General features: G+C 57.6%; 21 protein-coding genes. 8 read left to right on the top strand and 13 right to left on the bottom strand.

Annotation, left to right across the window (positions count from 1 at the left end):
* Nucleotides 1-255 precede the first annotated feature (255 nt).
* From ACAW74_RS23185 to ACAW74_RS23170, 4 genes are all read right to left on the bottom strand, one after another.
* Nucleotides 256-1,404, bottom strand: coding sequence for a hypothetical protein (locus ACAW74_RS23185; RefSeq protein ID WP_370700629.1), 1,149 nt, complete (start codon nucleotides 1,402-1,404; stop codon nucleotides 256-258).
* Nucleotides 1,401-1,652 (bottom strand): hypothetical protein, encoded by a 252-nt coding sequence (locus ACAW74_RS23180; RefSeq protein ID WP_370700628.1) that lies wholly within the window; start codon nucleotides 1,650-1,652, stop codon nucleotides 1,401-1,403. The genes ACAW74_RS23185 and ACAW74_RS23180 overlap by 4 nt, the downstream gene beginning before the upstream one ends.
* Before the next feature lie 58 nt (nucleotides 1,653-1,710).
* Complete coding sequence (locus tag ACAW74_RS23175) at nucleotides 1,711-2,796, bottom strand: M20 family metallo-hydrolase (RefSeq protein ID WP_370700627.1); 1,086 nt, start codon at nucleotides 2,794-2,796, stop codon at nucleotides 1,711-1,713.
* A gap of 144 nt (nucleotides 2,797-2,940) precedes the next feature.
* Nucleotides 2,941-3,462 (bottom strand): DinB family protein, encoded by a 522-nt coding sequence (locus ACAW74_RS23170; RefSeq protein ID WP_370700626.1) that lies wholly within the window; start codon nucleotides 3,460-3,462, stop codon nucleotides 2,941-2,943.
* 44 nt (nucleotides 3,463-3,506) lie between these two features.
* Between ACAW74_RS23170 and ACAW74_RS23165 the strand changes: the two genes are divergently transcribed.
* The 3 genes from ACAW74_RS23165 to ACAW74_RS23155 all read left to right on the top strand — a co-directional run bounded on the left by ACAW74_RS23165 (nucleotide 3,507) and on the right by ACAW74_RS23155 (nucleotide 6,299).
* Nucleotides 3,507-4,118, top strand: a complete 612-nt coding sequence (locus ACAW74_RS23165; RefSeq protein WP_370700625.1) for a Uma2 family endonuclease — start codon at nucleotides 3,507-3,509, stop codon at nucleotides 4,116-4,118.
* 49 nt (nucleotides 4,119-4,167) lie between these two features.
* Nucleotides 4,168-4,851 (top strand): TetR/AcrR family transcriptional regulator, encoded by a 684-nt coding sequence (locus ACAW74_RS23160; protein WP_370700624.1) that lies wholly within the window; start codon nucleotides 4,168-4,170, stop codon nucleotides 4,849-4,851.
* Nucleotides 4,852-4,967: 116 nt separating this feature from the next.
* Entirely contained in the window at nucleotides 4,968-6,299 is a 1,332-nt protein-coding gene (locus ACAW74_RS23155; RefSeq protein WP_370700623.1) for an ABC1 kinase family protein, read from the top strand.
* 117 nt (nucleotides 6,300-6,416) lie between these two features.
* Here ACAW74_RS23155 and ACAW74_RS23150 read toward each other — a convergent pair whose 3' ends face one another.
* The 3 genes from ACAW74_RS23150 to ACAW74_RS23140 form a co-directional block, all read right to left on the bottom strand.
* Entirely contained in the window at nucleotides 6,417-8,162 is a 1,746-nt protein-coding gene (locus tag ACAW74_RS23150; RefSeq protein ID WP_370700622.1) for a choice-of-anchor Q domain-containing protein, read from the bottom strand.
* Between the two features lie 167 nt (nucleotides 8,163-8,329).
* Nucleotides 8,330-9,700 carry an AGE family epimerase/isomerase gene (locus tag ACAW74_RS23145; protein WP_370700621.1) on the bottom strand — a complete coding sequence of 457 codons (1,371 nt, stop codon included), beginning with the start codon at nucleotides 9,698-9,700 and terminating at the stop codon, nucleotides 8,330-8,332.
* Between the two features lie 99 nt (nucleotides 9,701-9,799).
* Nucleotides 9,800-11,347: a right-handed parallel beta-helix repeat-containing protein gene (locus tag ACAW74_RS23140; protein ID WP_370700620.1), complete on the bottom strand. Its 1,548-nt coding sequence runs from the start codon at nucleotides 11,345-11,347 to the stop codon at nucleotides 9,800-9,802.
* A gap of 506 nt (nucleotides 11,348-11,853) precedes the next feature.
* Here ACAW74_RS23140 and ACAW74_RS23135 point away from each other — a divergent pair.
* From ACAW74_RS23135 to ACAW74_RS23120, 4 genes are all read left to right on the top strand, one after another.
* Entirely contained in the window at nucleotides 11,854-12,357 is a 504-nt protein-coding gene (locus ACAW74_RS23135; protein ID WP_370700904.1) for a deoxycytidylate deaminase, read from the top strand.
* Entirely contained in the window at nucleotides 12,354-12,950 is a 597-nt protein-coding gene (locus ACAW74_RS23130; protein ID WP_370700619.1) for an acyl carrier protein phosphodiesterase, read from the top strand. The genes ACAW74_RS23135 and ACAW74_RS23130 overlap by 4 nt, the downstream gene beginning before the upstream one ends.
* Nucleotides 12,947-15,526 (top strand): M1 family aminopeptidase, encoded by a 2,580-nt coding sequence (locus tag ACAW74_RS23125; RefSeq protein WP_370700618.1) that lies wholly within the window; start codon nucleotides 12,947-12,949, stop codon nucleotides 15,524-15,526. Before ACAW74_RS23130 ends, ACAW74_RS23125 begins: the two co-directional genes overlap by 4 nt.
* A gap of 165 nt (nucleotides 15,527-15,691) precedes the next feature.
* Nucleotides 15,692-16,720: a WD40/YVTN/BNR-like repeat-containing protein gene (locus tag ACAW74_RS23120; RefSeq protein ID WP_370700617.1), complete on the top strand. Its 1,029-nt coding sequence runs from the start codon at nucleotides 15,692-15,694 to the stop codon at nucleotides 16,718-16,720.
* An 86-nt stretch (nucleotides 16,721-16,806) separates the two neighbouring features.
* Here ACAW74_RS23120 and ACAW74_RS23115 read toward each other — a convergent pair whose 3' ends face one another.
* Complete coding sequence (locus ACAW74_RS23115) at nucleotides 16,807-17,544, bottom strand: DUF6503 family protein (RefSeq protein ID WP_370700616.1); 738 nt, start codon at nucleotides 17,542-17,544, stop codon at nucleotides 16,807-16,809.
* Nucleotides 17,545-17,727: 183 nt separating this feature from the next.
* On the opposite strand from ACAW74_RS23115, the gene holA reads away from it, so the two are divergent.
* On the top strand, nucleotides 17,728-18,747 hold the full coding sequence (gene holA / locus ACAW74_RS23110; RefSeq protein WP_370700903.1) for a DNA polymerase III subunit delta: 1,020 nt from the start codon (nucleotides 17,728-17,730) through the stop codon (nucleotides 18,745-18,747).
* Between the two features lie 43 nt (nucleotides 18,748-18,790).
* Here the strand turns inward: holA and ACAW74_RS23105 are convergent, their stop codons facing one another.
* From ACAW74_RS23105 to ACAW74_RS23085, 5 genes are all read right to left on the bottom strand, one after another.
* Nucleotides 18,791-20,197: a hypothetical protein gene (locus ACAW74_RS23105; protein ID WP_370700615.1), complete on the bottom strand. Its 1,407-nt coding sequence runs from the start codon at nucleotides 20,195-20,197 to the stop codon at nucleotides 18,791-18,793.
* A 235-nt stretch (nucleotides 20,198-20,432) separates the two neighbouring features.
* Nucleotides 20,433-21,032 carry a chemotaxis protein CheB gene (locus tag ACAW74_RS23100; protein WP_370700614.1) on the bottom strand — a complete coding sequence of 200 codons (600 nt, stop codon included), beginning with the start codon at nucleotides 21,030-21,032 and terminating at the stop codon, nucleotides 20,433-20,435.
* Nucleotides 21,032-21,841, bottom strand: coding sequence for a CheR family methyltransferase (locus tag ACAW74_RS23095; RefSeq protein WP_370700613.1), 810 nt, complete (start codon nucleotides 21,839-21,841; stop codon nucleotides 21,032-21,034). The genes ACAW74_RS23100 and ACAW74_RS23095 overlap by 1 nt, the downstream gene beginning before the upstream one ends.
* An 8-nt stretch (nucleotides 21,842-21,849) precedes the next feature.
* On the bottom strand, nucleotides 21,850-22,215 hold the full coding sequence (locus ACAW74_RS23090) for a response regulator (RefSeq protein WP_370700612.1): 366 nt from the start codon (nucleotides 22,213-22,215) through the stop codon (nucleotides 21,850-21,852).
* A 14-nt stretch (nucleotides 22,216-22,229) separates the two neighbouring features.
* Complete coding sequence (locus ACAW74_RS23085) at nucleotides 22,230-25,844, bottom strand: response regulator (protein ID WP_370700611.1); 3,615 nt, start codon at nucleotides 25,842-25,844, stop codon at nucleotides 22,230-22,232.
* Nucleotides 25,845-25,860: the final 16 nt, after the last annotated feature.

The raw sequence follows: 25,860 nt of genomic DNA, 5'->3' as shown, positions 1-25,860 counted from the left end.
GAGGTGAGGCTTCGTATAGCGTCTTCACGAAAACGTAGAAATTCAGTAAGCTATATAGAGGATGTAGTGAGTTATATGATTGGTAATGAATGATTTAATTAATGATTTTTTGTCATCCCGACGATAGGAGGGATCTTGAACTAACCTTGCTACGAGTTAGGAAACCTCAAGATCCCTCCTATCGTCGGGATGACAAAAAACCATTACACCTTAAAAACGACGTTCATAACTCCCGTTGGTCAGTTTTACCCCTTGCTACAAATAAGCCCGTAGCTTCTCGCGCAGGTACGTATTCAGTTGAGGGCGGGGTACGCCTAGGTACGTGTCGATGGCCTGATACAGGACGGCATCGGTGCGGCCCGCGTTCATGACCTGTTTCAGCAGGGGATAGTCGCCTTTCTCGTGTATTAACTGGCAGAGCAGCCCACCCAGCGCGTAACGGTAGTCGGTGTATTCGTCGAGGTTGCGCAGGGTCAGCAGGTTGGCGAGGTTTAGCTCAGGGTGCTGTGTCAGGTACGTTGCCGTGCGGTGCAGATGCCAGCTTAGCGGTTGGCCCCGGCTTCCGCCCAGCCAGGTGGCCACGCCCTCGACCACCCACGGGTGCTGGTTGGGAAAGTGCGGATTGAGCAGCACGTGTACCACCTCATGCGGGTAAAATTCACCCAGTCCGCTGCAAAAAACGCGGTTGTCGACAGCCCGGCCGGTGGGTTTACTGGCTCCGCTGAGGGTGGCTTCGTAGTCGATCCCGCGCAACTGGCGCAGTTCTTCGGCCGTATCGGCGAGGTAGTATTCGATGGCTTGGGGCGGAACGCTGAAGTCGCGGCACAGTTGCTCGATGAAGTCGTTGAGCTGCAGGGCTTTGCGCTTGTCGAAGACGTGGTAGCGCGGGAAATAATACTGCACATAACCGACCCGCAGTCCTTGCCACAGTTTGTCGCGGTTGATGGGCAGGGCGTTGTAGAGCTGCCACGGGGCGGTGGCGTCGGCGGTGCCGGGGCGGGCGTAGACGTTGGTGATGGCTACGAGGTTGGGGCTGCGGCCCTTGGGGTTGTTGCCACCAAACAACGACTTGATCTGGTACAGGCCGTTGTAGTTGACCACGCTCAGGATCTGCACGGGATAGCCCCGGTAAAGCGTCGGCTCAAACTCGCGCTCGAGCAGGTCGAACCGGCCGCCAAAGGCCGCCGCTGCCTGCTTTTCGGCGTCGTTCCAGTACGGATTGTCGTAGAGGCTGTCAGGACGCGAGCGCAGGTACGTTGTCCAGAGGGTCACCGCCTGCCGGATGTCGGACTGCGTGGTATCGACCAGCGGGTGCAACGAAATACTCGATTGGGCAACCGATTGACACACCACCAACAGGCTAACCCAGAGAGTCAGCATCAACCCGTTGCCCTGTCGCTTCATCGAACCGTGTCGCGTTTCATCGTTCCCTGGCTGGAATCGGGTGGCAGGGGGGCTTTGTCCATGTTGCGCCGACGGTCGGGAAGGGTGCCGTATTTGGGGCTGGGCATGGGCTTGGCGGTGCCCCGGCTGCGGCGGGTAGGCATGGTTTCGGGCTTTGGCTGCGGCTTTTTGACCATCATGGAGTCCTGCGCCTGTGCCGCCGTAGCGACAAGCAGCCCCAGGCCAAGTAGGAGTGCGTTGATTTTCATGGCGTTGAGTTGGGTTGGACCGGCCCGACGGGGTTGCCGGGCCGTTCTTCTAAAACGCTCAGACTGATACGGTTGTTGCCAGAAACCGATCCAGCAGGGCAACGTACCCGGCAATGCCCTCCTCGATTTCGTGGAGGTAGATGAATTCGTCGGCGGTGTGGGAACGCTCCGAATGGCCGGGGCCGCACTTGAGCGACGGTACCGGCATCAGCGCCTGATCCGATAGGGTGGGGGAGCCGTAGGTGGTGCGTCCCAACGCCAGGCCCGCCTGCACCAGTGGATGCTCGACCGCAATGCCCGACGACCGCAACCGCACCGAGCGCGGCGTGACCTCCACCGTGGGTACGTTGGCGCGTACAATGTCGAGCACCTCTTCCAGCGTGTATTGTTCTGTCACGCGCACGTCGACGGCGAACGTGCAGGTGTCGGGCACAACGTTGTGCTGCGACCCGGCGTTGATGATCGTCACGGTCTGTTTCACCGGTCCCAGCAGCGGCGACACTCGCGGGTACTCGTACGTCTGAAACCAGTGGATGGCGGGTAGTGCTTTGTAAATAGCATTGTCGCCTTCGTTGCGGGCGGCGTGTCCGGCCCGGCCGCGCACGGTGCAGTCGAGTACCAGTAATCCTTTTTCGGCAATCGCCAGTTGCATTTGTGTGGGTTCACCTACGATGGCCAGATCAATGGGCGGCAGGTCGGGCCAGAGCTGTTCGATGCCTCCCCGCCCCGAAATCTCTTCCTCGGCACTTGCCGCCATCACCAGGTTATGCGACAGATCGGCGCGGTCGTAGAAGTGCACAAAGGTGGCCAGCAGACTCACCAGACAGCCGCCCGCATCGTTGCTGCCGAGGCCGTAGAGCTTGCCATCGGCCACCGTGGGGCTGAACGGGTCGCGGGTATACGAGGCGTTGGGCTTTACCGTATCGTGGTGCGAGTTGAGCAGCAGCGTTGGTTTAGCCGGATCAAAGTGGCGGTTTTTTGCCCAGACATTATGCCCGTTACGACCATACGGAACCCCGTGCTCAGCCAGATACGTGGCGATGCGGTCGGCGGTAGGGCCTTCATCCCGGCTAAGCGACGGGGTGGCGATCAGGTCTTTCAATAACGAAACGGCGTCGTTGACAAGAGCAGGCGGGAGATTCATAACCGCGAAAGTACAGGGATAATGGACAATGCACGATGTACGATGTACAATGAGAAATGAAGATCGACCACTCATTATACATCGTGCATTGTCCATCGTACATTATACATCGTACATTATACATCGTACATTGTCCATCGTGCATTATCCATTATCCAACACCACCTTCGCCGTGACCAGCAACTGTCCGGTATGGCGCATGCTGTGTTCGGCGGCGTGGAAGAGTAGCCCGCCAACGGTGGAGGGCAACCCGGCGCGGCCAACGGGGCGGAACTCGGTCAGGGTAGCGGGGTCGGTTTGGTAAAGAGCCGCCAGGGTGCGGTCGGTTTGGTGGCTGAGGCGGTCGAACAGCGCTGCTACGGTGTCCTGCCCGGTGGTGGGTTGGCCTTCCTGTTTCAGCGCGGCAAACTGCTCGTCGGTCAGTTTCTCGCCACGGGCGTAGGTGAGCATCCGATCCTGCACGCCGGCGATGTGTTGGAGGTGAAACCCCACCGACGCCAGCCCGGCAGGACGTACCCAGAGGGCTGAATCGGGGAAACCGACGAGGGCGTGCCGGATGTCGTCGCGCGCCTGCAACAGGGCGTGGGCGGCAGGTTGCAGCAAGGCGGGTACGTTGGGTAGGGGGCCGCGGAGCCAGTATTCAGGTACGTTGGTTGGCTGATTCATGGGGTGTTGTGGTTTTTGTATCTTTGTAACAAACGCATACTGGCATGACACTCAGTCTCGAAAACCTGCCCCAGGAGCAACTGGAAGGAATGAACGTCAAATTTGGTCTCGACCGAATGGACGATGATGCCTTCTATGATTTTTGCCGACTCAACGAGGAACTCAAGTTGGAACAAAATCCAGATGGTACCATTGTTGTTATGCCAAATACAGGCGGGAAAACCGGAAATCGGAACGCGGCGCTTACCTACTTCATCTATGGATGGACCATGCAATCTGGCGGGATCGGCTTTGACTCGTCTACGGCGTTTAAACTGCCTAATGGGGCTACGCGTTCGCCTGATGCCGCCTGGATCAGCGATGACCGCTGGGCTTCCCTGACCGACAAACAGCGGGAGAAATTCCCGCCGCTGGCCCCCGATTTTGTGGTCGAATTGATGTCGGCGAGTGATCAGTTACCAAAGGCCAAAGAGAAGATGCGCGAGTATATCGACAATGGGGTTCAACTAGGGTGGCTCATCGATCCTGTTCGGCAGGAAGTATTCATTTACCGGGCCGATGGGACCATCAGTAAACACACTGATTTTGAGCAACCCCTGACCGGCGAGACTGTGTTGCCGGGTTTTGCCTTCGACCTACGTTTATTACTGCGTTAAAGGACCATTGGCTCAAACTTTTACCGCAAACAGGCCGTTTCCTATACATATGGAAACGCTCGAAAAAATCCGTAAGGCATACACCGAGTATGTCCTTGAAAACGGCAAACAACCCACCTCCGTCTTCCAGTTTGCAAAAAAGCTGAAAATCACCGAGAGCGAGTTTTACGACCACTACGCTTCCTTCGACGCCGTCGAAGCCGACGTGTGGGCGACCCTGTTCAACGACACCCTCAAACTGCTCGACGCCGACCCGACCTATCACACCTATTCGGTGCGGGAAAAACTGCTGGCGTTCTACTACACCTGGATCGAACAGCTTAAGGCGCAACGCAGCTTCGTGGTCTACAGCTACGGCAACCTGCGGGCGGGCGGCGAACTCGCTGCCGATTCGCCCCGTGCCCGGCTGGCGATGCGGGGTCGGCCGTCGGCCGGTCGGCAGGTGCTGATGCCATTCAAAGAGGTCTTTTACGACTACGCCCGCGATCTGCTGGCCGAGGGCCGCGAAAGCCGCGAAGTGGAACCCCGCCCGTTCCTGACGGACCGGTATCCTACGGCGTTGTGGACGCAGGTGCTGTTCATTCTCGATTTCTGGGTGAAAGACGTGAGCAAGGGCTTCGAAAAAACGGATACGGCCATCGAAAAATCGGTCAACACGACCTTCGATCTGATCGGTCGCTCGCCCCTCGATACTCTCTTCGACTTCGCCAAATTCGCGTACCAGAACCGATAAAAAGGAATGTACAATGAACGATGTATACTGTACAATGGCTACGCAGTCACTTGGCAAAGTCAGTTCAGTTGTACATTATACATCGTTCATTATACATTCTAAAGCCCTTTTGGCCTATGAAAACGCAAAACTCCGTTCCAACCAGCAAAGTAGCCCGCGCCTCGCAGTTTGTGAAGGCAGGAGTGAAAGTGGGGGGCAACTACATTAAGCATTACACCAAAAAGCTCGTAGATCCCGACTCGGTAACGCGCGAAGACCTCCACGCCGATAACGCCGCCGACATCTACGACGCGCTGAGCGAGCTGAAAGGGTCGGCGCTGAAAATGGCGCAGATGCTGAGTATGGATCGGGGGCTGCTGCCAACGGCCTACAGCGACAAGTTTGCCATGTCGCAATACTCGGCGCCCCCACTCTCGGGGCCGCTGGTGGTGAAAACCTTTCGCACTTATTTCGGAAAAGCACCCGGCGAACTGTTCGATACGTTTGATGCGATCTCGGTCAACGCGGCGAGCATCGGGCAGGTGCATCAGGCCTGGAAGTGGGGCAAAAAGCTGGCCGTCAAGATTCAGTATCCCGGCGTGGCCGACAGCGTCACCTCCGACCTGAAAATCGCCAAACCCCTGGCCGTACGACTGCTGAACCTCGACGAACGGCAGATCGATCGGTTTATGGGTGAGGTGGAAAGCAAGCTGCTCGAAGAAACGGATTACGACCTCGAACTGCGCCGGTCGGTGGAGATTTCGGAAGCCTGCGCCCACATCGACGGGCTGGTGTTTCCTAAGTACTACAAGGAACTGTCGAGCAAGCGCATCCTGACGATGGACTGGCTCGACGGGCTGCACCTGAAAGAGTTTCTGGCCACCAACCCGTCGCAGGAGGCCCGCAACCGCATTGGCCAACTGCTGTGGGATTTTTATGACCATCAGATTCACAACCTTCGGCAGGTACACGCCGACCCACATCCCGGCAACTTCCTGATGCGTCCTGATGGTACGATGGGCGTTATCGACTTCGGCTGCGTGAAGGTCATCCCCGATTACTACTACGACAATTACTTCCGGCTCATCAACCCCGATACGCTGAAAGACGAAGCCCTCACGCAGCAGATTTTCCAGAACCTGGAGTTTCTGGTGCCACAGGATACGCCGCAGGACCGCAAGTTTTTCTCCAACCTGTTTGTGCAGATGATCGAGATGCTGGGCGCGCCCTTCGCCGTCGATCGCTTCGACTTTGGCGACGACGAGTACTTCACCAAAGTGTACACCTTCGCCGACCAGCTCTCGAAGCTGGAAGAACTGCGTTCATCGAAAGTGGTGCGTGGCTCGCAGGACGGCCTCTACGTGAACCGGACCTATTACGGCCTCTACGCCATGCTCAACGAGCTGAAGGCGGTGGTCGATACCAGAAAGCCCGAGTGGCTAAAACCCCAAAACGAACTGGTGGCCTAGCGTATGTAATTTCTGTGCAAACGTCCACTAGACTGACTTTAGTGGACGTTTGTTGCTTCTATAAAGCAGCAAGTAGCGCGAATTCTTACGCCGAGGCCGTACGAACGCGTAACTCTCTCAATTACCTAACCGGATTTTGCCTGTACCTTGTAGCTGCATGTTACCGCTGCCAATTAGTTTGATGCTTTTAGCCTGTCCAGTGTATGCATCAGGAACGGTGACCGTATGTGCATCCAATATGTGAATGGAACGTGTACTATCTGGTATACAGTTGCATGTCCAAGTATAAGGCTGATTCCAGCCACCAGACTGTACTGATTCCACTGTATCATTACCACCAGTGTAGCAGCCGCTTGAACCGCAGTCGAATTCATACGCGCCCATATCGACCCGCCCTCCCCGCAGGCGCGGGTTGCCGTCCAGATCGGTGGTGGTTAGGTACATCGCTGTGGCCGGGTCGCCCGCGTTGATAGCCGGGCTATTGGTGGAAAGACGATAGTTGCTACTTTGTGCATTGATAAAAACGGGGTCCCGCGCCAAATTGTTGGCCCCAATATAGATCACTGGGTCATATCCCTGAATGAGCGAATAGTTAGTGAGGGGGCGGTTACTGTATTCGGAACCGTAAACAGCATGGTATGCTGGCGACGTTGGGGCTGTATTTCCCCACAAAATACAATTGGTGAGGCGGGTAATTGTTGCATTTGGGAAAGTGCTACCAGGTCTCGCCTGACCAAACTGATCATTGTAGAAAGCACCTCCTACCACTGACGCCGCATTGTTGGTAAAGGTACAGTTGATAAACACCTGCTCCGTCCATTTGGCGATGGAAGTGCTGTAAACCGCGCCCCCTCGATAAGCCGTGTTTCCCGAAAAGAGACAGTCCCGGTACTGCGCGAGCGTACAACTCGAAGCATCAATAGCCCCACCACCGCCCGATGGCGACGTATATATCACGTTATTGCCGATAAACTGGCACTGACTAATCTCAATTGGCTGGGTGCCGGTAACGAGGGCTCCGGCCAAAAAGTAGGCTTGATTTCCAATGAACTGACAGCGGGTTATACTTACTTGATTGCCAGTGGCTCGTTCTAGGTATCGTGCCGAAACGGCTCCACCTTCCTGAGCTACGTTGCGCTCAAAAGTCGTATTGCTAATGTAAGTAGCCAGTGTTCCTCCCTGAGTCACCAGACTAACGGCCCCGCCGTACCCTGCCGTACTGCCTTGAAAAACACTTCCTTCGATCCGTAACTGGCATATAGCACCATTGTTGGCCTGAAAGGCTATGGCTCCGCCGCCGCTCAGACTTGGCAAAATCATATTGTCGATGAATTGGCAATTTGTAACTTGAATGGTAGTAGTGACCGCGGCCGAATAGATGTCGAGACCCGCTCCACTGTGGACATCATCGAAAAAAAAGACACTCCCGCGCCTGATAGTGAGCTGATCAAACCTGACTGCGCCGTTTACATCCCGTACCTGTATAACCTGCTTACTATTATCGGTGGCATCATTGGGTATACCAATATCGCCTGAGAGCACAGTCTCATAGGTTGTAGGTGTCCTAGCATCGGGCGTCGACTCAATTCCTGCAAACCCACCATATAGCGAGACTCCCGATGCGATACTGAAGGAGGCAGAGCGGTCGAGTGTCGTGGTCGGTTTGTACGTACCAGCTGCTATCCAGAACTGCGTTCCGGCCGCGGCGGCTGGTAGCCGGTTGGCCAGCAACGTACCTGGCAGGGCGTTGGCCCACGACGTACCTGAGCCGTCGCCGCCGCCCGTTTCGGTTACGTAGATAATGGATTGGGCGTTAGCCAGCAAACAAAAGAAAAGAAAGCAGTTGAGCAGGAGAAAGCGCATAGAGTAAACGGCCACATCTATATAGACGGTCAGGCTTAATCGGGTCACAAACTATGCCAGTAAAGATCGATAAATGACCGATTGTGCGCTATTTATTGACAAAATAAGCATAACGTACAGCGTCGCCTATGGCAGGAAACCGCTCGGGTTCACTCACTTGCTGAGGCTCAGTGCGTAGGGCCGCCCGACCGGTCGACGCAGCCGGTGAGGGCGCGGTAGGTATGGTAAGCGGCCTTCCAGATGTGGCCTTTGTTGCCCGTGCGCCGTTGCGGGTCGTTGTCGAGGCCTTCTTCATACCAGTCGCCGTGTTGGTGGTCGATCAGGTACGTTTGGGTGTAGGTCCAGAGCCGTTTGTACTTATCGAAATAAGCCATCGGGTCGTTGGGGTAGAGATCGGCCATCAGCAGCAGCGTGTTGAGTCCTTCGGCCTGCGACCACCAGTTTTTGCTCTTGTCGATGATGGTTATGGTAGGCTTGTCCTTAAAATAGTACCCCTGATCGTAGAAGCCGCCCACTTGCTTGTCCCAGCCATTGGCCAGTGCGTGATCGACCATCCGCTTGCCTACTGCCCGCGTTTTGGCATCGTTTTTCAGGCCCAGCGCGTGCGAGGCTTCCAGCATTAGGTACGCCGTTTCGACGTCGTGCCCAAACGAGACGTGGTCGATGTAGCGATGCTTCAGCACCACCGCTTCCGACGAATCCCGGAATGAAACCGGCGTCCAGTCGGGCTGGAAAAAGAGTACCAGATTGCCTTTAGGCGAGGTGATCACGTCGCGCACCAGGTGGAGCATCTCGTCGAGGCGTTGGCGCACCAACGGGTCGGGCCAGACAGCATACAATTCGGTAAAGGCTTCGAGCAGGTGAATCGAACTGTTCTGATCCTTATAACCCAGATCCGACGTCGAGGCCACCGTGGCGTCGCGCCGGATGGGCGTGCCATCGCGGCGCAGGTGCTGGAAATAGCCTTTGTGCACCGGGTCATGGCTGTGCTGTTCGAGCCAGCCAAACGCCTTTTTCGCCAGCGTCAACGCCGCTGTATCGCGCGACTGATGGTAGTAGGCACTGAGCGCATATAGCCCAAACGCGTTGCCATAGGCTTCTTTGTTGGCAGGTCCTTTTACCTTCCCGGTCCGGTCGACGAGCGTGTAAAAGCCGCCGTATTCCTTATCCCACAGCATATCGCGCAAAAAGCGAAAACCATGTTGGGCGTTGGCTTTGTAGTGCGCTACCGACGGATAGCGTTCGGCGGCTTTGGCGGTGGTCCAGGTGTGGCGGGCCTGCGTCACAATCATCTTGTCCTGCGGGCCCGTCGGCTTGAAATCGTAGGTAAACGTGCTCAGAAAACCGCCGTATTCGGTGTCGACCGCCTGCGGATACCATTTGTTGAGCATCTCCTGCCGAATGGAGCGTTCCATCTCGGTGGCAATGCGGTTTCGCTCGGCCGATGGCGATTGAGCCAATCCAACCTGCGTGAGGCTCAGCAGGCAGAACAGGCCGCTCTGGTGCAGGAACGGACGGAATAGGTTGAGTAGACGCATACGGAAGAGGAGATGCTATACGACAAGCAAAGCAACCGCCCCCGCTACCCTAACCAACCGGAAAACACAGTCCCTCGGAACGTACCCAGCCGATGGACCTCACTCGATCAGAGAGCGGCGCTGCACCGCGACAGGCGTATTGAGCGACGAAGCCGTGGCGACGTACTCAAACGCACCCAGACTGACGGGTTGGCCCGGCTGCCGAACGTACCCGGCCAAATCGCTCGCGGGCAAGTCAAACGCCCGAATCGATCCTTTAAACAAGGCCGGGCTGTCGGGGCGAAGCCGGTAGTCGCCGCCCGAGGCATCCACAAACAACGGATCGGCGACCCGGTTGCCTTCGCCGGGAAAATCGCCTTCGATAAGCGAATAGGTTACCCGGGCCTCGGCTCGTTTGTCGCCCAACGGTTGTGCCCCGAAAAAAGGCGTATCGGGCGCCACGTTACCCCAACTGATGCAGTTGACGAAGAAAGCTTTCGTCGCCGATACGCTGAGGGCGATGGGCCGCCGTTCATGGCGCGACAGCCGGGCGCTCATCACCCCGCCACGAACGGCGGCGCTGTTGTCGGCAAAGGTGCAGTTGATAAACGTGGGCGCGGTCGGGCGCTCATCGGAAAGGCTCTGAACAACCCCGCCCTCGTCGGCCCGGTTGCTGGCAAACAGGCAGTTCTGAAACGTCGGGCTATTGTTGAAACAGAACACCGCCCCGCCACCGCCAGCGCCGGTTGTCGACACCACTTTGTTGCCGATGAACGTGCAGGCTTCCAGTTTCTCGACGCCACCGCCCGTGGTGATGCCGCCGCCCGTTGCTTCGGCGACGTTGCGGCTGAAGGTACACTTACTGAGGGTCAGTAGGTTGTCGGGCGAATGCTCGACAAACCGGCTCGATACAGCCCCGCCTTCCTGCCCCGTATTCTGGTCGAACGTGGAGTTGGTGATTGTCGTGGTGAACGTGCCGCCCTGCGTGCTCAGGCCAATAGCCCCGCCGTAGCCCGCTTCGTTGCCACTGAAAAAGCAGTCGTTGATCGTCAGCGTCGAGCGGGCGTTGGTTTCGGTCAGCAGCGACAGCGCCCCGCCGACCGTCAGGCCCCGGTGTATTTTGTTGTCGATAAACCGGCAGTGCGACAGCTGAACGGTCGAGAGGTTCAGCGACGCTTCGATGCTGAGCCCCGCCCCGCCAAAATGGCCCTCGTCATACGATTGAATACGCCCGTCGCGGATCGTCAGGTTGTCAAGTATGATAGGGTCTTGATTGTCAATGACCTGTACGACGTGGAAGCTGTTGTCGGTGCTGCTGTTTTCGTCGCCAATATTCCCCGACAGAATCGTTTCGTGCTGGCCGGGTGCTCGTGTCGCCAACGCGGTTTCGGTGCCCACAAACCCACCGTAGAGCTGCACGCCCGATGCCAGCACAAACGAGGCGTTACGATCGGTGGTGACGGTGGGGTAGTAGGTGCCTTCAGCCAGCCAGAACTGCGTGCCGGGCCGGGCGTTGATGAGGGTGCTGGTGAGGCGCATGCCCGACAGCGCGTTTTTCCAGGACGTACCTGACTCGTCGCCGCTCCCGAACGGGGTCACGTAAACAACAGGCGGTGGCGTACTCGCTGGCGCAACGAGCAGGTAGTAGAGCAACAAAAGGTAACGCATGAGTTAGGCTGTGGGATAAAGCTGGATAAAACAGGTACATCGGCCATTTGCTACACACAGGCAATAATATGATACTATTTGTTATTCGCTACTGCCGATAAGCAAAATAGGTGCCGTTTTTGCTCTGTAAGCCAGCTTTTTACAGGTGGCTGAAGGGCTTTGCTCGAAACAGGAAGGCAACAAGCCGCCTGCGGTTTCTGAAACCGAATTAACAAGCGACCAGACTGCATGGGGAGGATGTTGCGCGTTCATCCTGTAGTGCCTGCTGGAATCATGCCAACCTACGCGCCTGATTGACACCCTACCGAAGCTCTACACCCTCTTGACGCGGAGCAAAGGGGGCGAGTCACAAAACCGGAACGAGTCATATGAACTTTTACCGTTCAGCCGTTTTTCGGTGGCTTTGGACGCAAAACCTCCGCCGGATTATCGTTATTTTACAGCCTGACTACCCCACGTACTGTAGATCAAACCTGTCTGTGAAGCCCCGTTTCGACGATATTTTTATGGAGTTGGCCGTCAATCTGGCCAAACGCTCGCACTGCATCAAAGCACAGGTGGGGGCCGTACTGACCAAAGACACGCGCATTATTTCGATTGGCTACAACGGTCCGCCCGCCGGTACGCACAACTGCGACGAGGAATTCCCGGAGGTGGGCTGCCCCCGCGACTCCAAAGGCTCGTGTTCGCTAGCCCTCCACGCCGAGCAAAACGCCATTCTGTATGCCGTCAAAAATGGCTCGACCATCGACGGAGCTACGCTTTACGTGACCCTGTCGCCCTGCATTGCCTGCGCCCGTATCATTTACAGCATGAAAATCGACCGGGTCATCTACTTCCATTCCTATGCCGAATACAAAGGCATCCCGTCAGACGAAGGCGTGGATTTTCTGCGGAAATTCGGGGTGAACGTTGAACGATATACGCCAACAGAAGGCTTTCTGGTGCAGGATCAGCCCCCGTTGTCGGCTGCGGCGCTGACCAACGTACCCAGCCCGTCGGCCTTATGAACCTGCTGGCCCACGCCTGGCTCTCCGACCGCAACGACGCCTGGCTGATCGGAAACTTCATCGGCGACTTCATCAAGGGCGATCCGGCTCATCCGCGGCACGGGCTGCTGCCCGGCGAAATCAACGGCGTCCGGATTCACCGCGCCATCGACTCCTTCACCGATACCCACCCCGACGTGGCGGCGGTGCGCGAACTGCTGCATCCGCGCTGCCATAAATACGCCGGGGTCGCCGTCGATGTGTTCTTCGACCATTTTCTGGCGACCCAGTTCCGCGAGGTGACCGGCGACGACCTCATCGAGTTCACCACCTGGTTTTACTACACCCTACGTATCCACACCGACCGCCTGCCACCCGGCGCGGCCCGCATGGCGCACTACCTGATGGAGCAGGATTGGGTACGTAGTTACCAGACTACGCAGGGCATCGACCGCGCCCTCAGCGGCCTTTCCCGACGTACCCAGTACCCGTCGAGCCTCGACACGGCTGTTGAGGACCTCATCGCCCACTACGATCAGATCAACACGCATTTCCATCGTTTCTGGCCCCAATTGGTGGCTCATATAGCGCTTACCATCAGCATACAACCATGAAGTCGTTTTTACTCCGTTATGCCCTTTCTGTTCAGTACTGTTTATTGGCGGCTGCGGCCGGTTATGGTCAATCAACGCCGCCCCGTTCGATGTCGGTAGAAAAAGGCGTGGCCCAGACGCTGGCGCAGGCGCGGCGGCAGACCGTCAGCCAGTTGGCCTATGCGCTGCGGTTTGAACTGCCTGCCCAAAAGAGTCAGCCGATTCCGGCGAGCGAAACCATCCGGTTTACGTGGAAAAAAACGGCGGCTCCTCTCCAACTGGATTTCAAGGAGCAGCCCGATCAGTTGCAACGCATCGCGGTCAACGGCAAAACCATCCCGATTGTGTTTCGCGATGAGCACATCCTGATCGAACCAACGTACCTGAAGGCGGGCGCCAATACGGTGGCCATCCAGTTTACGGCGGGCGATCTCTCGCTGAACCGCAACGACGATTACCTCTACACGCTGCTCGTGCCCGACCGCGCCCGCACGGTGTTTCCCTGCTTCGATCAGCCCGATCTGAAAGCGTCGTTCCAGCTCACGCTGACTCTTCCCCGGCAATGGCAGGCCATGACCAACGGCGCCCTCCAGGACTCGGTGGTGGCGGGCGACCGGAAAACGATGACATTCCGCCCGAGCGAGGCTATCAGCACGTACCTGTTTGCCTTCGTGGCGGGCCGCTTCACGGTGGTGACCGACAAACCCGGCAACCGCCCGATGACGCTCTTTCACCGCGAAACCGACACCACTAAAATCCGGTTGAGCGTGCCGTCGCTGTTTACGCTGCACGCCGATGCGCTGCGGTTTCTGGAAGACTACACCGCCCGGCCGTACCCGTTTCATAAATTCGATTTCGCTGCTATCCCCGACTTCCAGTATGGTGGCATGGAACATGTCGGCGCCATCGATTACAAACTGTCGAGCCTGTTTCTCGATAACGGCGCGACGCGTGACCAGCAGATTGCGCGGGCTACGCTCATCGCCCACGAAACGGCGCACATGTGGTTTGGCGATCTGGTCACGATGCGTTGGTTCGACGATGTGTGGCTGAAAGAGGTCTTTGCCAATTTTATGGCCGATAAGATCGTGGAAACCGCCATGCCCGGGTCGAACTACGACCTGCAATTTGTGGTCGATCACCTGCCCGCCGCCTACGCCGTCGACCGCACGGAAGGGGCCAACCCCATTGGGCAGCCACTGGCCAATTTGCAGGAAGCCGGGTCGCTCTATGGCGGCATCATCTACCACAAAGCCCCGATCATGATGCGGCAGCTGGAGCGGATTATGGGCAAAACGGCCCTGCGCGATGGCCTGCGTGATTACCTGAAAACCTACGCCTTCGGCAACGCCACCTGGGCCGACCTCATCGCCATTCTGGATGCCCGCACGCCCGTCGATCTGCAAGCCTGGAACCACATCTGGGTCCGCGAGACGGGTCGCCCCAAGGTGACGTTTCAGCTTGATCAGCAGAACGGCAAAATCAGTCGTTTTGTGCTGACCCAGACGGGCGAAGACGGCACTCGCCGCCAATGGCCGCAGGGATTCGAGGTCGCGCTGGTGTACCCCGACCGGGTGGAGGAACTGACTGTCGCCATGAACGGGGCCGACGTGACTCTGACCGAGGCTGTTGGTAAAGAAGTGCCCGCTTTTGTGTTGCTCAATTCGTCGGGGCAGGGCTACGGGCTGTTTCAGGTCGATACGGCTATGCTGCGTCGCCTGCCCACGTTGAAAAACCCGGTCATGCGGGCATCGGCCTACATCAACCTGTACGAAAACATACTGGCGGGGCAGGTTATCAGTCCGGCACAACTGGCCGAACTGGAACAGACGTTGCTGACGACCGAAACCGAAGAACTGAACCTACGCCTGCTGACGACCCACCTCGGTAACCTTGTCTGGAGCTTTACCCGCCCCGAAGGTCGGCTGGCGCTGGCGACGGCGGTGGAACAAACGGCGTGGCAGGCGATGGAAAACCAACGGACCCCCGGCACCCGCAAGCTGCTGTTTCGGCTCTATCAGCGCGTCGCTTTCAGTAAACCCGCGCAGGATCGGCTCTATGCCATCTGGCGCGACCAGAAAGCCCCGACGGGCGTCACGCTCACCGAAGACGACTACACGTCGCTGGTTCTGGCATTGGCCGTGCGCGACTACCCCGCCAACGACCTGCTGACGCAGCAACTGGTGCGGATCAAGAACCCGGACCGCCGCAAACGCTTGCAGTTTATGATGCCCGCGCTGTCGGGCAACGTAGCCGATCGGGATGCGTTCTTTGCGTCGCTGGCCAGTGCTACTAACCGCGAGCACGAAGCCTGGGTGACCGAGGCGCTAGGCTACCTGCACCATCCGCTGCGCGCCGCTACGTCGGCCCGGTACCTGCCTCAAAGCCTGGCCCTGCTGGAAGAGATTCAGCGCACGGGCGATATTTTCTTTCCGGCCTCGTGGCTGCAATCGACGCTGGGCGCCTACCAGACACCCGAAACGGCCCAGCTCGTGCGTCGGTTTCTCGCCGATCACCCCAACTACAATACCCGGTTGCGCGAGAAACTGCTGCAAGCCGCCGACACGCCCTTCCGCGCCAGCAAACTGTTGTATTGATTGACGGTTTTGTCATCCCGACCGGGGCGCGCAGTCGCAAGGAGGGATCTTGAGGTTTGCTTGTTTGAGCATTGTGCTACATCAAGATCCCTCCTCACGTCGGGATGACAAAGTAGTCAGATGACAAAAATTGCCGCCATCAACCCTTTAACGATAAACCAAACGATGTACACACGCACGCTTGCCTTCTTCATCAGCCTGTTCCTGACGCTGAATGGCTTTGCCCAATGGCAGCCGCAATCGGTCGGGACTACGGCACACTTCCGGTCCATCAGCGTACCCAGCGCCACGGTGGCCTGGATTGGCGGGACCAAAGGCACCTTTGTCCGAACCATCGATGGGGGACGTACCTGGCAGACGGGCAACGTACCCAATGCCGACGCCTGCGATTTCCGGGACGTGAAAGCGTTCGATGCGCAAACCGCTTTTCTGATGAGCGCCGGACCCGCCGAAAAAGGGCAGGCCCGCATCTACAAAACCACCGATGGCGGCCAAACCTGGACCATCCAGTACCAGACCGAACAACCAGGCGTCTTTTTCGACAGCATGGATTTCTGGGATAAGCAGCACGGTATGGCCGTGAGCGACCCCGTGGATGGCCGGTGGTTTATCGTGAAAACCGACGATGGGGGACGTACCTGGCAACCGATACCTGCCGCGTCGCTACCGCCCATGGAGCCCAACGAAGCGGCGTTTGCGGCCAGTGGCACCAACCTCATCGTGCAGGGTACCCAACACGTCTGGATTGTGTCGGGTGGGGGACCGGCCGGGCGTGTCTTCCGGTCGACCGATCGGGGACGTACCTGGGCCGTCAGCACCACGCCCATTCCCGGCGGCGAAATGACCGGCCCGGTGGGAATGCAGTTTCAGAACAAAGACTTGGGCATGGTGATTGGCGGAACGTTCAAACCGCAAACCGAACAGCCTCAGCCCAACGCCGCCATCACCCGCGACGGGGGACGTACCTGGCAGCCGATCACGCAACTCAACCCGGCGGGGCTTAAAGAATCCGTGGCTTTCCTGCCGGGCAACCGTATACTTGTGGTTGGTTCGTCGGGAACGACGCTCTCGGCCGACGGGGGACGTACCTGGGAGAAGCTCGACACCGAACCCTATTATTCGGTGGCTTGCGTGGGCAACACCTGCTACGTCGTCGGCGCCAAAGGCCGCGTAGGCAAGCAGGTATTTAAGTAACGCCCGGCTCCAGCCGGCGGCGCCTAGCCGGGGGCGCCTAGCCGGGTTGGAACAGGTTATTAATCGTACAACCCTGGGGCCGGGCGTTACGGTAAAGTCGTTACCAGCAGGTTTTTCTGCTCGATGCGCGACAGCTCGGTGAGTTTACCGGCAGCGTACTTCTGGTCGTAGTGCTCGACGGAACTGGTATCGCCCTTGTCACCCTGGTAATTGATGTAATTCTGAAACCGGATCCCCCCGACCACGACCGGGTTGATGGCTTTACGGAACCGCGCCCCGCCTTCGCTATAGGCGAGGTAATCCATCGTGTGTGTTTTCTGGTTGAACCAGTAATAAAACGTGTCGCCGTGGTCTTTACCACCGCCATCGGCCCGGAAACGAACCCGGACTTTATCGTACCGCTGCCCGTCGACAGTGCTTTCGCCCACGTGCTCGGCAATCACCGCCGGGTCGCGGAGTTTGAACGGCAGCAGCACAAAATAGGCCACCGAGTTGACGGCCCGGCTGTAGCGCCCATATTCCGTCGTGTCCAGAATTTGCAGGCGGCCGTTGAGCGTGCGCCGGAACGAATTGTTGGTAAGCACCTCGCGGACCGTCGTGCCCGTTGAGTCGCGGTGGGTACGTTCGTAGTGGAAATGGCCTTTCTGATGCGCCAGCACCAGATGGTAATTCCGGAAATTGAAAGCGATCTGTTTGTTCTGCCAGGCATCGCCACCGTGGGCTTTGATGGCCTGCTCGATCAGGTTGTCGGCTTTGTCCTCGGATTGTTGGCAGGTGATGAGCAGAAACAGGCTGGGAAACAGGAGCAGTAGGGCGCGCAGCATACGGTCGATCGGCGAAAGGTCTGCCGAAGCAACACAGGGCAACCGCGCATTTGTTCGGGTGGGCGCGGCAGTGGGTCGAAAATTGATGGTGCCGAAAACAGCCGCCGCCCGACCGCGTGGCCCGACCGCGTATCTTTGCAGCCCGGTGCCCGGTTGGTGCACCACCTGTTAGCCGTTACTGCCTTGAGTGCCACCGTCGACACCGTTCTGAAAGACATCCGCAATAAGCGCATTGCGCCCGTTTACCTCATTCATGGCGACGAGCCCTATTACCTCGATCGCATCGCCGACGAGCTGGAAAAGGTGGTCGTGCCGGTGGCCGAGCGGGGTTTCAACCAGTTTGTGCTGTTCGGAAAAGACGCCGACGTGGGGGCCGTGCTCAACAATGCCCGCCGCTACCCGTTTATGGCCGAGCGGCAGCTGGTAGTGGTCAAAGAGGCGCAGCAACTGGCGGGTATCAAGGAAAAGCCGGGGCAGCAACTGCTCGAAAGCTACGCCATGGAACCGCTGGGCAGTACCGTGCTGGCAATCTTCCACAACGAGCCACTCGACGAGCGCAAAGCTTGGGTAAAGGCGTTTGCCAGTAAAGGAATATTGCTGAACGCCAAGAAGTTATATGATAACAAGCTGGTCGATTGGGTGGGTGAGTATTGCCGCGGGCGGGGTGCCAAAATCAGTCCGAAAGCCTGCCAGCTACTAGTCGACGCCATCGGTAACGACCTGAAACGCATGGCGGGCGAGGTCGACAAAATCCTGCTGAACCTGCGCGTCGATGAAGAGATTTCGGCCACGACCGTCGAGCGGCTGGTGGGCATCAGCAAGGAGTACAACGTATTCGAACTTCAGAAAGCGCTCACGCAGCGCGACGTGGTGAAAGCCAACCGCATTGTCGATTATTTCGGGAAGAACGCCAAAGACAACCCCGCCGTGGTGGTGCTGGCGCAGTTGTATCAGTATTTCAGCCGGGTGTTGCTGGTACAGGCGAGCAAAGATCAGAGCGAACGCGGGCTGGCGCCGGTGCTGGGTGTGAACCCGTTTTTTGTCAAAGATTACCTGGCTGCCGCCCGAACGTACCCGATGGTGAAAGTGGCCGATATTATCCATGCCATCCGCCGCGCCGACGCCCAGAGCAAAGGCATCGACGCGGCCACGATGAGCGAAGCCGACATCCTGAAAGAACTGGTCTTCGCCATTCTACACTGATCGCTTAGCGGCCAGCGAACCGTCCGAACGTACCCGGAAAGAGTCAATTGGTGAAACAGGCGTCGCCTTTGTCGCCCATATAAGCCCCCCAACGAACGGTTTTGGCGGGTAAGCCACTCAGCGACCGGCGGGCAAAGTAGGTGACGGGTGCCGGCAGTGGGCGCATAACATCCACGCCGGGGTAGCTAACCGACGTGGCCCCCAACGCCCCATACAGCACATCAACCGAGCCGTCGTTGTCGAGGTCGCCGATGTAGGGCGTGATGGCAAAATTGGCGCCGGGCAGAGCGTCGCTGATCCGCGATTGGGTGTTGTTTTTGATATCGAACCCAATGAGTTTGCTCTCTACTTTCGACTGCGGCCCGTGCGGATCATCATCTTCGTTCACGTTCAGCACCACGTCGTCGAAGCCATCGTCGTTCATGTCGAGCGTGAGGGGCGAGCCATAGGAGAACCCCATCGTGGCGTATTCATGCACTGGCCGCCCCGTGGCTCCGTCGAGTAGAAACTGAATGCCCCGCCCATAAACCGGGTACGTTCCTACGGCATACGAGACAAAGAAATCCGGGATGGAGTCGTTGCCAGTGAAGTAACCCACGGCGGGCATGCTGTAGGTTTCGGCGCTGGGCGCCGAAAAGGTCCAGAGTACCCGGTCGGTTTTACCATCGATAGCCAGGGTGCGCGCCGCTACCGTCGTAACGAGGTAATCGGGCGTGCCGTCCCGGTTGAGGTCGCAGACCAGCGGAGGGGCCACCACCCCTTTCCGGGCTTCGGCCACCAACGGCCGGGCGTTCGACAAATCGTTGTGAAAAAGATCACCCAGCGTAGCCTTATACAGGCAACCGCCAATGGCTTCGCCGCCCGTGCCGATCAGCACCAGCCATTGGGCGGGGTCGGTCCCTCGTTTGACCACCACGGGCGAGCAATAGGTTTCTTTCCCGTCAGGAACGCGCGCTTCGTGCAGCACCTTGCCCGTGCGCGTGCTCAGGAGCAACAGGCGACCAACGGGCCGGGGCGATTTGGTGTCCATGATGCTGGCGTCGCCGCCGTTGGCAATCAGCAGGTCGTCGAGGCCGTCGGCGTCCTGATCGGGAATGAGCTGCCCATTGGTGAAGTTAAACCAACCCGCCCGTTTGTGGGCCATGCTATCGGTAGCGGTAAAAAATTCCCAGATGAGGTGGCCCGTTTTGCCGTCGATCGCCTGTAACTCGGCAGAACGGCCACCGATGATGACATCGGGCGTGTGGTCGCGGTTGATGTCGAGAAACGTAGCTGAGCCAAAAATCTGGTTGCGGCCCGGCGTGTGCCAGAGCAAATGCCCATCCCGGCCGTCGAAGGCAAGCACCGCCGAATCGGAATGAGCCCATTCGGGCCCGCCGCCACCCAGAACGATGTCGCCAATGCCATCGCCTGTCAGATCGGCAACGCGCGGCGACGAGGTGGCCTGCACACCGGGCAGCGTAATTTGCCAGTCATTTTTCTTAGTTGTACAACCAATTACCAAGTATAAAATCACTAAAATACATAGGTAAACTATACTATATGCGTACCGAAACCCCGTAAAATTGCTCTTCATAACGATACACTTTACCTGATAGTATTCAAATATAGTGATCGAGATTAGTCCAAATGGTACGTATAGAGTCTCAACGTTCAGTTAAAGTTACAGAAGCTAGTCAGCGCGTTTACGTAGCCTGCTGGTTTTGGGCGTTGAGCTGATTGATGAAGTCAGCTAGTTCAGGTACGTTCAGCAGGGCGTCGACGGCGACGCGCTCGATCGCCTGCTGAGGCATGTAACCTACCTGCGCCGTATCAGGGTGCTGAACTATAGCCAGGCCGCCCGCCCGTTTGATGGCGTTGAGGCCTTCGGTGCCATCGGCGTTGGCCCCCGACAGTAATACGCCTACTACCGACGAGCCATAGCTATCGGCCAGCGACTCGAAGGTGACGTCGATGGCGGGGCGGCTGTAGTGGACTTTTTCGGAGTCGTCGAGTGAGAAGGTGCCGTCGCGTTCCAACAGCAGGTGATAATCGGCCGGGGCGAGGTAGATGTGGCCCGGCAACAATTCGGTTTTTTCGTCGGCTTCCTGAACGGGTAGCTTCGTGCGAAGCGCCAGCAGTTCGGCGAGGGTGGAGTCGGCGGTGTTTTTGCGATGTACGACAACCACGATGCCCATCGACAGGGGCAGCTGTAAGGCAGGCAGCAACTGAAGCAGCACGTCGATGCTACCCGTCGATCCGCCAATCACAATGACTCGATAACCCGGTTTTACTATACGCTCCATCACCCCACTTTCCGCCATATTTTTTCACTGCCCAACTGCTTGTATTTCGCCTGAATGCTCGAAAAACGGAGCGTTTCTTTAGCGCCCAGTGCCAGATAGCCGAGGGCACTCAGGCTGTCGTCGAACAGCGTCAGTACCCGCTGTTGCAGGTCTTTGTCGAAGTAAATCAGTACGTTACGGCACAAGATGAGGTCAAACTCGTTGAACGAACCGTCGGATACCAGGTTGTGGGTAGAATAGACCATGCGCGTGGCTAGCTCTTCGTCGAACTTGGCGTGCCCATAATGCGCCGTGTAGTAGGTTGAAAAATCCCGAGTGCCACCCGACAGCTGGTAATTTTCCGAATACTGCTTCATGTTCGACAGCGCAAAAATGCCTTTGCTCGCCGCCGCCAGCACGTCGGGATTCAGGTCGGTGGCATAGAGCAGCGCTTTGTGCAGCAGGCCGGCTTCGCGCAGCAGAATGGCCATCGAGAACACTTCTTCACCGGTGGAACAGCCCGCGTGCCAGATCCGGATGAATGGTTTGGCCGTAAGCGTGGGCAGTACCTCCGTGCGCAGGCATTTGTAGAAGGCCGGGTCGCGAAACATCTCGGTGACGTTCACCGTCAGCTCGGCCACGAAGCGCTTCAGGTAGTCGGCGTCGGAACGTACCCGGTAGCGCAGTTCGGCAAAACTGGGAAACTTGTCGAGCAGCCACAACCGGTTGATCCGCCGTTTCAGCGAAGCCCGCGTGTATCGGGTAAAATCATACCCCGACAAGTCCATGACGTCTGTTAGCAATAAATCGACTTGTTCCTCCTCAATCATACTCCTCGTTAACTACGTGGCAACAAACTCAACAGCCGATCCACGTCGATCGGTTTGGCAACATAATCCGTAGCTCCCGCCTGCAGGCACTTTTCGCGGTCGCCCACCATCGCCTGCGCCGTTACGGCAATAATCGGGGTCTGACGGCGACTGTCGATATTTTTGATGCGCGGAATGGCTTCGTAGCCATCCATATCAGGCATCATCATGTCGATCAGGATGGCGTCGACGACCTCATCTGTTTGTAACATCGTGAGGGCGTCCCGCGCATTCAGGCTCGACAGACAATCGAATCCTTTGGCCCGCAACGTGGCGGTCAGGGCGAAGATATTCCGCGCGTCGTCGTCGATAATCAAGACTCGTTTTTTGCTCATATGGTTTGCAGGGCTTAGGGCCGGTCATACAGCCAGACACGCAGCAGCGATACGAGCTGATCGATGTCGACCGGTTTGGTGATGTAGTCAGACGCACCGGCTTCGATGCATTTTTCGCGGTCGCCCATCATGGCTTTGGCCGTTACGGCAATGATTGGCAGGTTTTTCCACTGGTAATGCTCCCGAATTGTCCGGGCGGTTTCGTAGCCGTCCATCTGCGGCATCATCATGTCGAGCAGCACGATGCCGACGTTCGGGTTTTCGCGAAGTTTTTGCAGGGCTTCCTTGCCGTCCAGCGCCGGAATGACCGTCATGTTGTACTGCTCCAGCGCTTTCGACAGCGAGAAGATATTCCGCACGTCGTCGTCGGCCACCAGCACGGTTTTTCCGTTGAGCACCTGGGTGAGCGCCCCCAGTTTTTTGGTGGGGCCGTTGTTTGCTGCCTGCTTGTTTTCTTCGACCAGGTGCAGGAACAGCGATACCTCGTCGAGCATTCGCTGGTAGGAGTGGGCCGTCTTCACGATAATGGAATCGGCATACTGCTTGATCTTCAACTCCTCGGTCATCGACAGGCTCTTGCCCGTGAAAATGATGATGGGCAGGTTCTCGAGCCCCGGATTCTTCTTGGCGACTTCGAGGGTTTCGTAGGCCTTGTGATCGGGAATGCCCATGTCGAGAATCACGCAGTCGACCTCGTTGCGTTTCAGCGCGTCGATCCCCTCGTTGATGTTGCTTTTCAGCTCCGAGTTGATGTTGAAGGTTTCGAGGAAATAAGCCAGCGCTTTGGCGTGTTTGGGGTTGTCTTCGATGATCAGCACCTTTTTGGGGTCGCGATCGAGTACGTATTCGATCTTCTGGAAGACTTCCTGCAACTGCTCGAAGGCCATTGGTTTATCCACGAAATCGATGGCGCCCTTCAGCCGGCTTTCGGTTTTCAGCTTGTGCGACGACATGATGTGCACCGGAATGGGCCGGGTACGTGGGTCGGCTTTCAGCGCGTCCATAACCTCCCAGCCACTCATAATGGGCAACTGAATGTCGAGCAGAATGCCCAGGGGTTTGTACTGCGCCGCCAATTTCAGACCTTCGTCGCCCCGCACCGACACCAGCCCTTTGTAGCCTTTGCGGCGGGCGTAGTCGAGCAGCGACTTGGCAAAGCTGGTGTCATCTTCAATGATCAGGATGATCTTATCGCCTTCGGCAATGGTGGCCCGATCGTCGGGAATGGCTTCCGGGATGGTCGGGCTAATGTAGCGTCGGTCGGGTTGGGCCGGTGCGCTCTCGGTGGGCGGCGGTGTGGGCGTGGCCGGTGCCGGGAAGGCGGGCTGAATCGGTTGAGCGGGTAATGTAACGAGTACGTCGGTGGTGAGGGGTAGCCGAAGCGTAAACTCGCTGCCTTCGCCCACGGTGCTTTTTAGCGTCAGGTCGCCGCCGAGTAGCTTGGCCAGTTCGCGGCTGATCGACAGGCCCAGTCCCGTGCCGCCGTATTTCCGTTTGGTGGAGCCGTCGGCCTGCTGGAAGGCTTCAAACACCAGTGGTTGTTTCTCGGGCGGAATCCCGATGCCGGTATCTGACACGGCGAAGCAGAGTACGTTGGCACCGGGCCTTTCGCGGCTGATCGACAGGCCGATATGGCCCGCCGCCGTAAACTTGAGGGCGTTGGAAAGCAGGTTTTTCAGGATCTGCCCCAGGCGCATCCGGTCGGTTTCGATCGGGCTGGGTACGTCGGGAGCCACGTTAATCGCGAACTCAAGCCCTTTTTCTTTAGCGAGCAGGCCAAAGAGGGCCTGTAATTCGTCGGTGACGTCGGTGACGGCTACCTCCTGGAAGTCGAGTTTCATCTGCCCTGCCTCGATCTTCGACAGGTCAAGAATCTCGTCGATGAGCCCCAGTAACCCGTTGCCCGATCCCTGAATCACCTTGGCGTATTCGACCTGATCGTCGGTCAGATTTTCTTCGTTGTTTTCGGCCAGCAGGCGGCTCAGCAGCAAAATGGAGTTGAGCGGTGTGCGCAGTTCATGCGACATATTGGCCAGGAACTCCGACTTATAGCGGGTGGCAAGCTCCAGTTCGTCGGCCTTTTTCTGGATGTCGCTGTTGCGTTCTTCCAGCAGCATACCCCGTTCTGCGAGCTCGGTGTTGGTTTGCTGCAACTCTTCCTGCTGCACACGCAGTTCTTCTTCCGACGCCTGTAGTTTCTGGGCCTGCATTTCCAGTTCGGCGTTGAGGTTTTCCATCTCCGAATGCTGCACCTGCAATTCTTCGGCCTGCACCTGGGTCTCTTCCAGCAGACTCTGGAGCCGGATGAAATCGAGCGTGGCATTGACGCCAATGGCCATCATTTCGCTGTTCTGCTCCAGGAAATGGACTTCCTGCTCGGTAGGCTGGCGCAATAGCCCCACCTCAACGGCTCCCACGCAGGTGCCGTCGTAAACCAGCGGCGTGATCAGCACGGTATTCGGCGGGGTAGCGCCCAGCGATGAATTAACCGGGCTGTAATCGGCAGGCAAGCCCGATACGATCATGGTTTTCTGGGTGGCGATGGCTTGCCCAACCAGCCCTACGCCGGTCTGCACGGTGGGCGGTGCCTGTTGCGCCGCGTAGCTGCCTGCCAGTTTGAAGGTGCCGTCGGTATCGGTCAGGTACAACGTACCCAGCGGTGCTTGCAGGTAGTTGGCAATGGCGTCGATGAGGCGGGCCCCCAGCTGACCCAGCCCTTTTTCGCCCCGAATAGCCTCGCCCAGGGCCACCACCCCCTGTTGCAGCCAGTTTTTGGTTTTCAGGTCGGTAAACGTCTGTTCGAGGGAGGCGGCCATACCGTTGAGCGCTTTGGCAATCCGGCCCAGTTCATCGTCCTGTTCGTCGGTGCTGCGCACGTCGTAGTGGCCGTCGGCAATCTGGCGGGTGATGCCTTCCATCACCGTGATGCGGTGGCTGGTTCGGCGGTATTCGGCTTCGGCGGCCAGTTGTTGCGCCAGCCGGGCATCCATATCCCGTTTAATGCGGACATACGCAAAGGCGGTGATCAGGATGGAGATAATGGCCGAGAGAATCAGCAGGTAAGGCGTGAAGACAATGTAAGTCTGCTGCTGATCGGTCCGGCGTTTGAGCAACGTCTGCTCTTCCATTTTCATCCGGTTGATCTTCATCCGCAGGTCGTCCATAATCGTTTTGCCACGCAGCATTTCTTTGTTACGGTTCACGGTATCCCGGCCGAAATAGGGGTTGCGCTCGGTCAGTTCGATAGTGCGCCGCATCTGCGCAAATTTGGCGTCATACAGGGCCTTGATTTCAGTCAGTGCTTGCTGCTGCACGTCGTTGTCGCGCGTGAGGGTGCGCAGCTCTTCATAGCTGTTCTGCACCTTTTCGTAACTGCCGGTATACGGTTGCAGAAAGCTGCGGTTGAGCGTCACGAGGTAACCCCGCTGCCCGGTTTCCGCATCTTTCATGTACGAAATAATATTCTCCGATTCGAGCAGTACCTGATTGGTATGATTGACCAACTGCGAGTTGTTGATCAGCTGCCGAATGCTGTAAAACGACGCCATCAGGCTAATCAGCAGCAGTACTGTGGAGACGGAGAAAACAACCTGAAGTTGTCGAATAACCGAGTTGGCTAATTGCGGCATAAGAAAGAGGTGATAA

The sequence above is a fragment of the Fibrella musci genome (genome assembly GCF_041321105.1).
Taxonomy (GTDB): Bacteria; Bacteroidota; Bacteroidia; order Cytophagales; family Spirosomataceae; genus Fibrella; species Fibrella musci.
Note: the sequence above shows the minus strand (reverse complement) of the source record. Positions and strands in the feature narration are given on the sequence as shown.

Bases quoted from the DNA above. Each gene is read 5' to 3' on its own strand.
- ACAW74_RS23150 (WP_370700622.1), bottom strand. From the start codon at position 8,162: ATGCGCTTTCTCCTGCTCAACTGCTTTCTTTTCTTTTGTTTGCTGGCT.
- ACAW74_RS23185 (WP_370700629.1), bottom strand. From the start codon at position 1,404: ATGAAGCGACAGGGCAACGGGTTGATGCTGACTCTCTGGGTTAGCCTG.
- ACAW74_RS23100 (WP_370700614.1), bottom strand. From the start codon at position 21,032: ATGGAGCGTATAGTAAAACCGGGTTATCGAGTCATTGTGATTGGCGGA.
- ACAW74_RS23165 (WP_370700625.1), top strand. From the start codon at position 3,507: ATGACACTCAGTCTCGAAAACCTGCCCCAGGAGCAACTGGAAGGAATG.
- ACAW74_RS23140 (WP_370700620.1), bottom strand. From the start codon at position 11,347: ATGCGTTACCTTTTGTTGCTCTACTACCTGCTCGTTGCGCCAGCGAGT.
- ACAW74_RS23085 (WP_370700611.1), bottom strand. From the start codon at position 25,844: ATGCCGCAATTAGCCAACTCGGTTATTCGACAACTTCAGGTTGTTTTC.
- ACAW74_RS23155 (WP_370700623.1), top strand. From the start codon at position 4,968: ATGAAAACGCAAAACTCCGTTCCAACCAGCAAAGTAGCCCGCGCCTCG.
- ACAW74_RS23125 (WP_370700618.1), top strand. From the start codon at position 12,947: ATGAAGTCGTTTTTACTCCGTTATGCCCTTTCTGTTCAGTACTGTTTA.
- ACAW74_RS23095 (WP_370700613.1), bottom strand. From the start codon at position 21,841: ATGATTGAGGAGGAACAAGTCGATTTATTGCTAACAGACGTCATGGAC.
- ACAW74_RS23145 (WP_370700621.1), bottom strand. From the start codon at position 9,700: ATGCGTCTACTCAACCTATTCCGTCCGTTCCTGCACCAGAGCGGCCTG.
- ACAW74_RS23115 (WP_370700616.1), bottom strand. From the start codon at position 17,544: ATGCTGCGCGCCCTACTGCTCCTGTTTCCCAGCCTGTTTCTGCTCATC.
- ACAW74_RS23135 (WP_370700904.1), top strand. From the start codon at position 11,854: ATGGAGTTGGCCGTCAATCTGGCCAAACGCTCGCACTGCATCAAAGCA.
- ACAW74_RS23160 (WP_370700624.1), top strand. From the start codon at position 4,168: ATGGAAACGCTCGAAAAAATCCGTAAGGCATACACCGAGTATGTCCTT.
- ACAW74_RS23180 (WP_370700628.1), bottom strand. From the start codon at position 1,652: ATGAAAATCAACGCACTCCTACTTGGCCTGGGGCTGCTTGTCGCTACG.
- ACAW74_RS23175 (WP_370700627.1), bottom strand. From the start codon at position 2,796: ATGAATCTCCCGCCTGCTCTTGTCAACGACGCCGTTTCGTTATTGAAA.
- ACAW74_RS23170 (WP_370700626.1), bottom strand. From the start codon at position 3,462: ATGAATCAGCCAACCAACGTACCTGAATACTGGCTCCGCGGCCCCCTA.
- ACAW74_RS23090 (WP_370700612.1), bottom strand. From the start codon at position 22,215: ATGAGCAAAAAACGAGTCTTGATTATCGACGACGACGCGCGGAATATC.
- ACAW74_RS23120 (WP_370700617.1), top strand. From the start codon at position 15,692: ATGTACACACGCACGCTTGCCTTCTTCATCAGCCTGTTCCTGACGCTG.
- ACAW74_RS23130 (WP_370700619.1), top strand. From the start codon at position 12,354: ATGAACCTGCTGGCCCACGCCTGGCTCTCCGACCGCAACGACGCCTGG.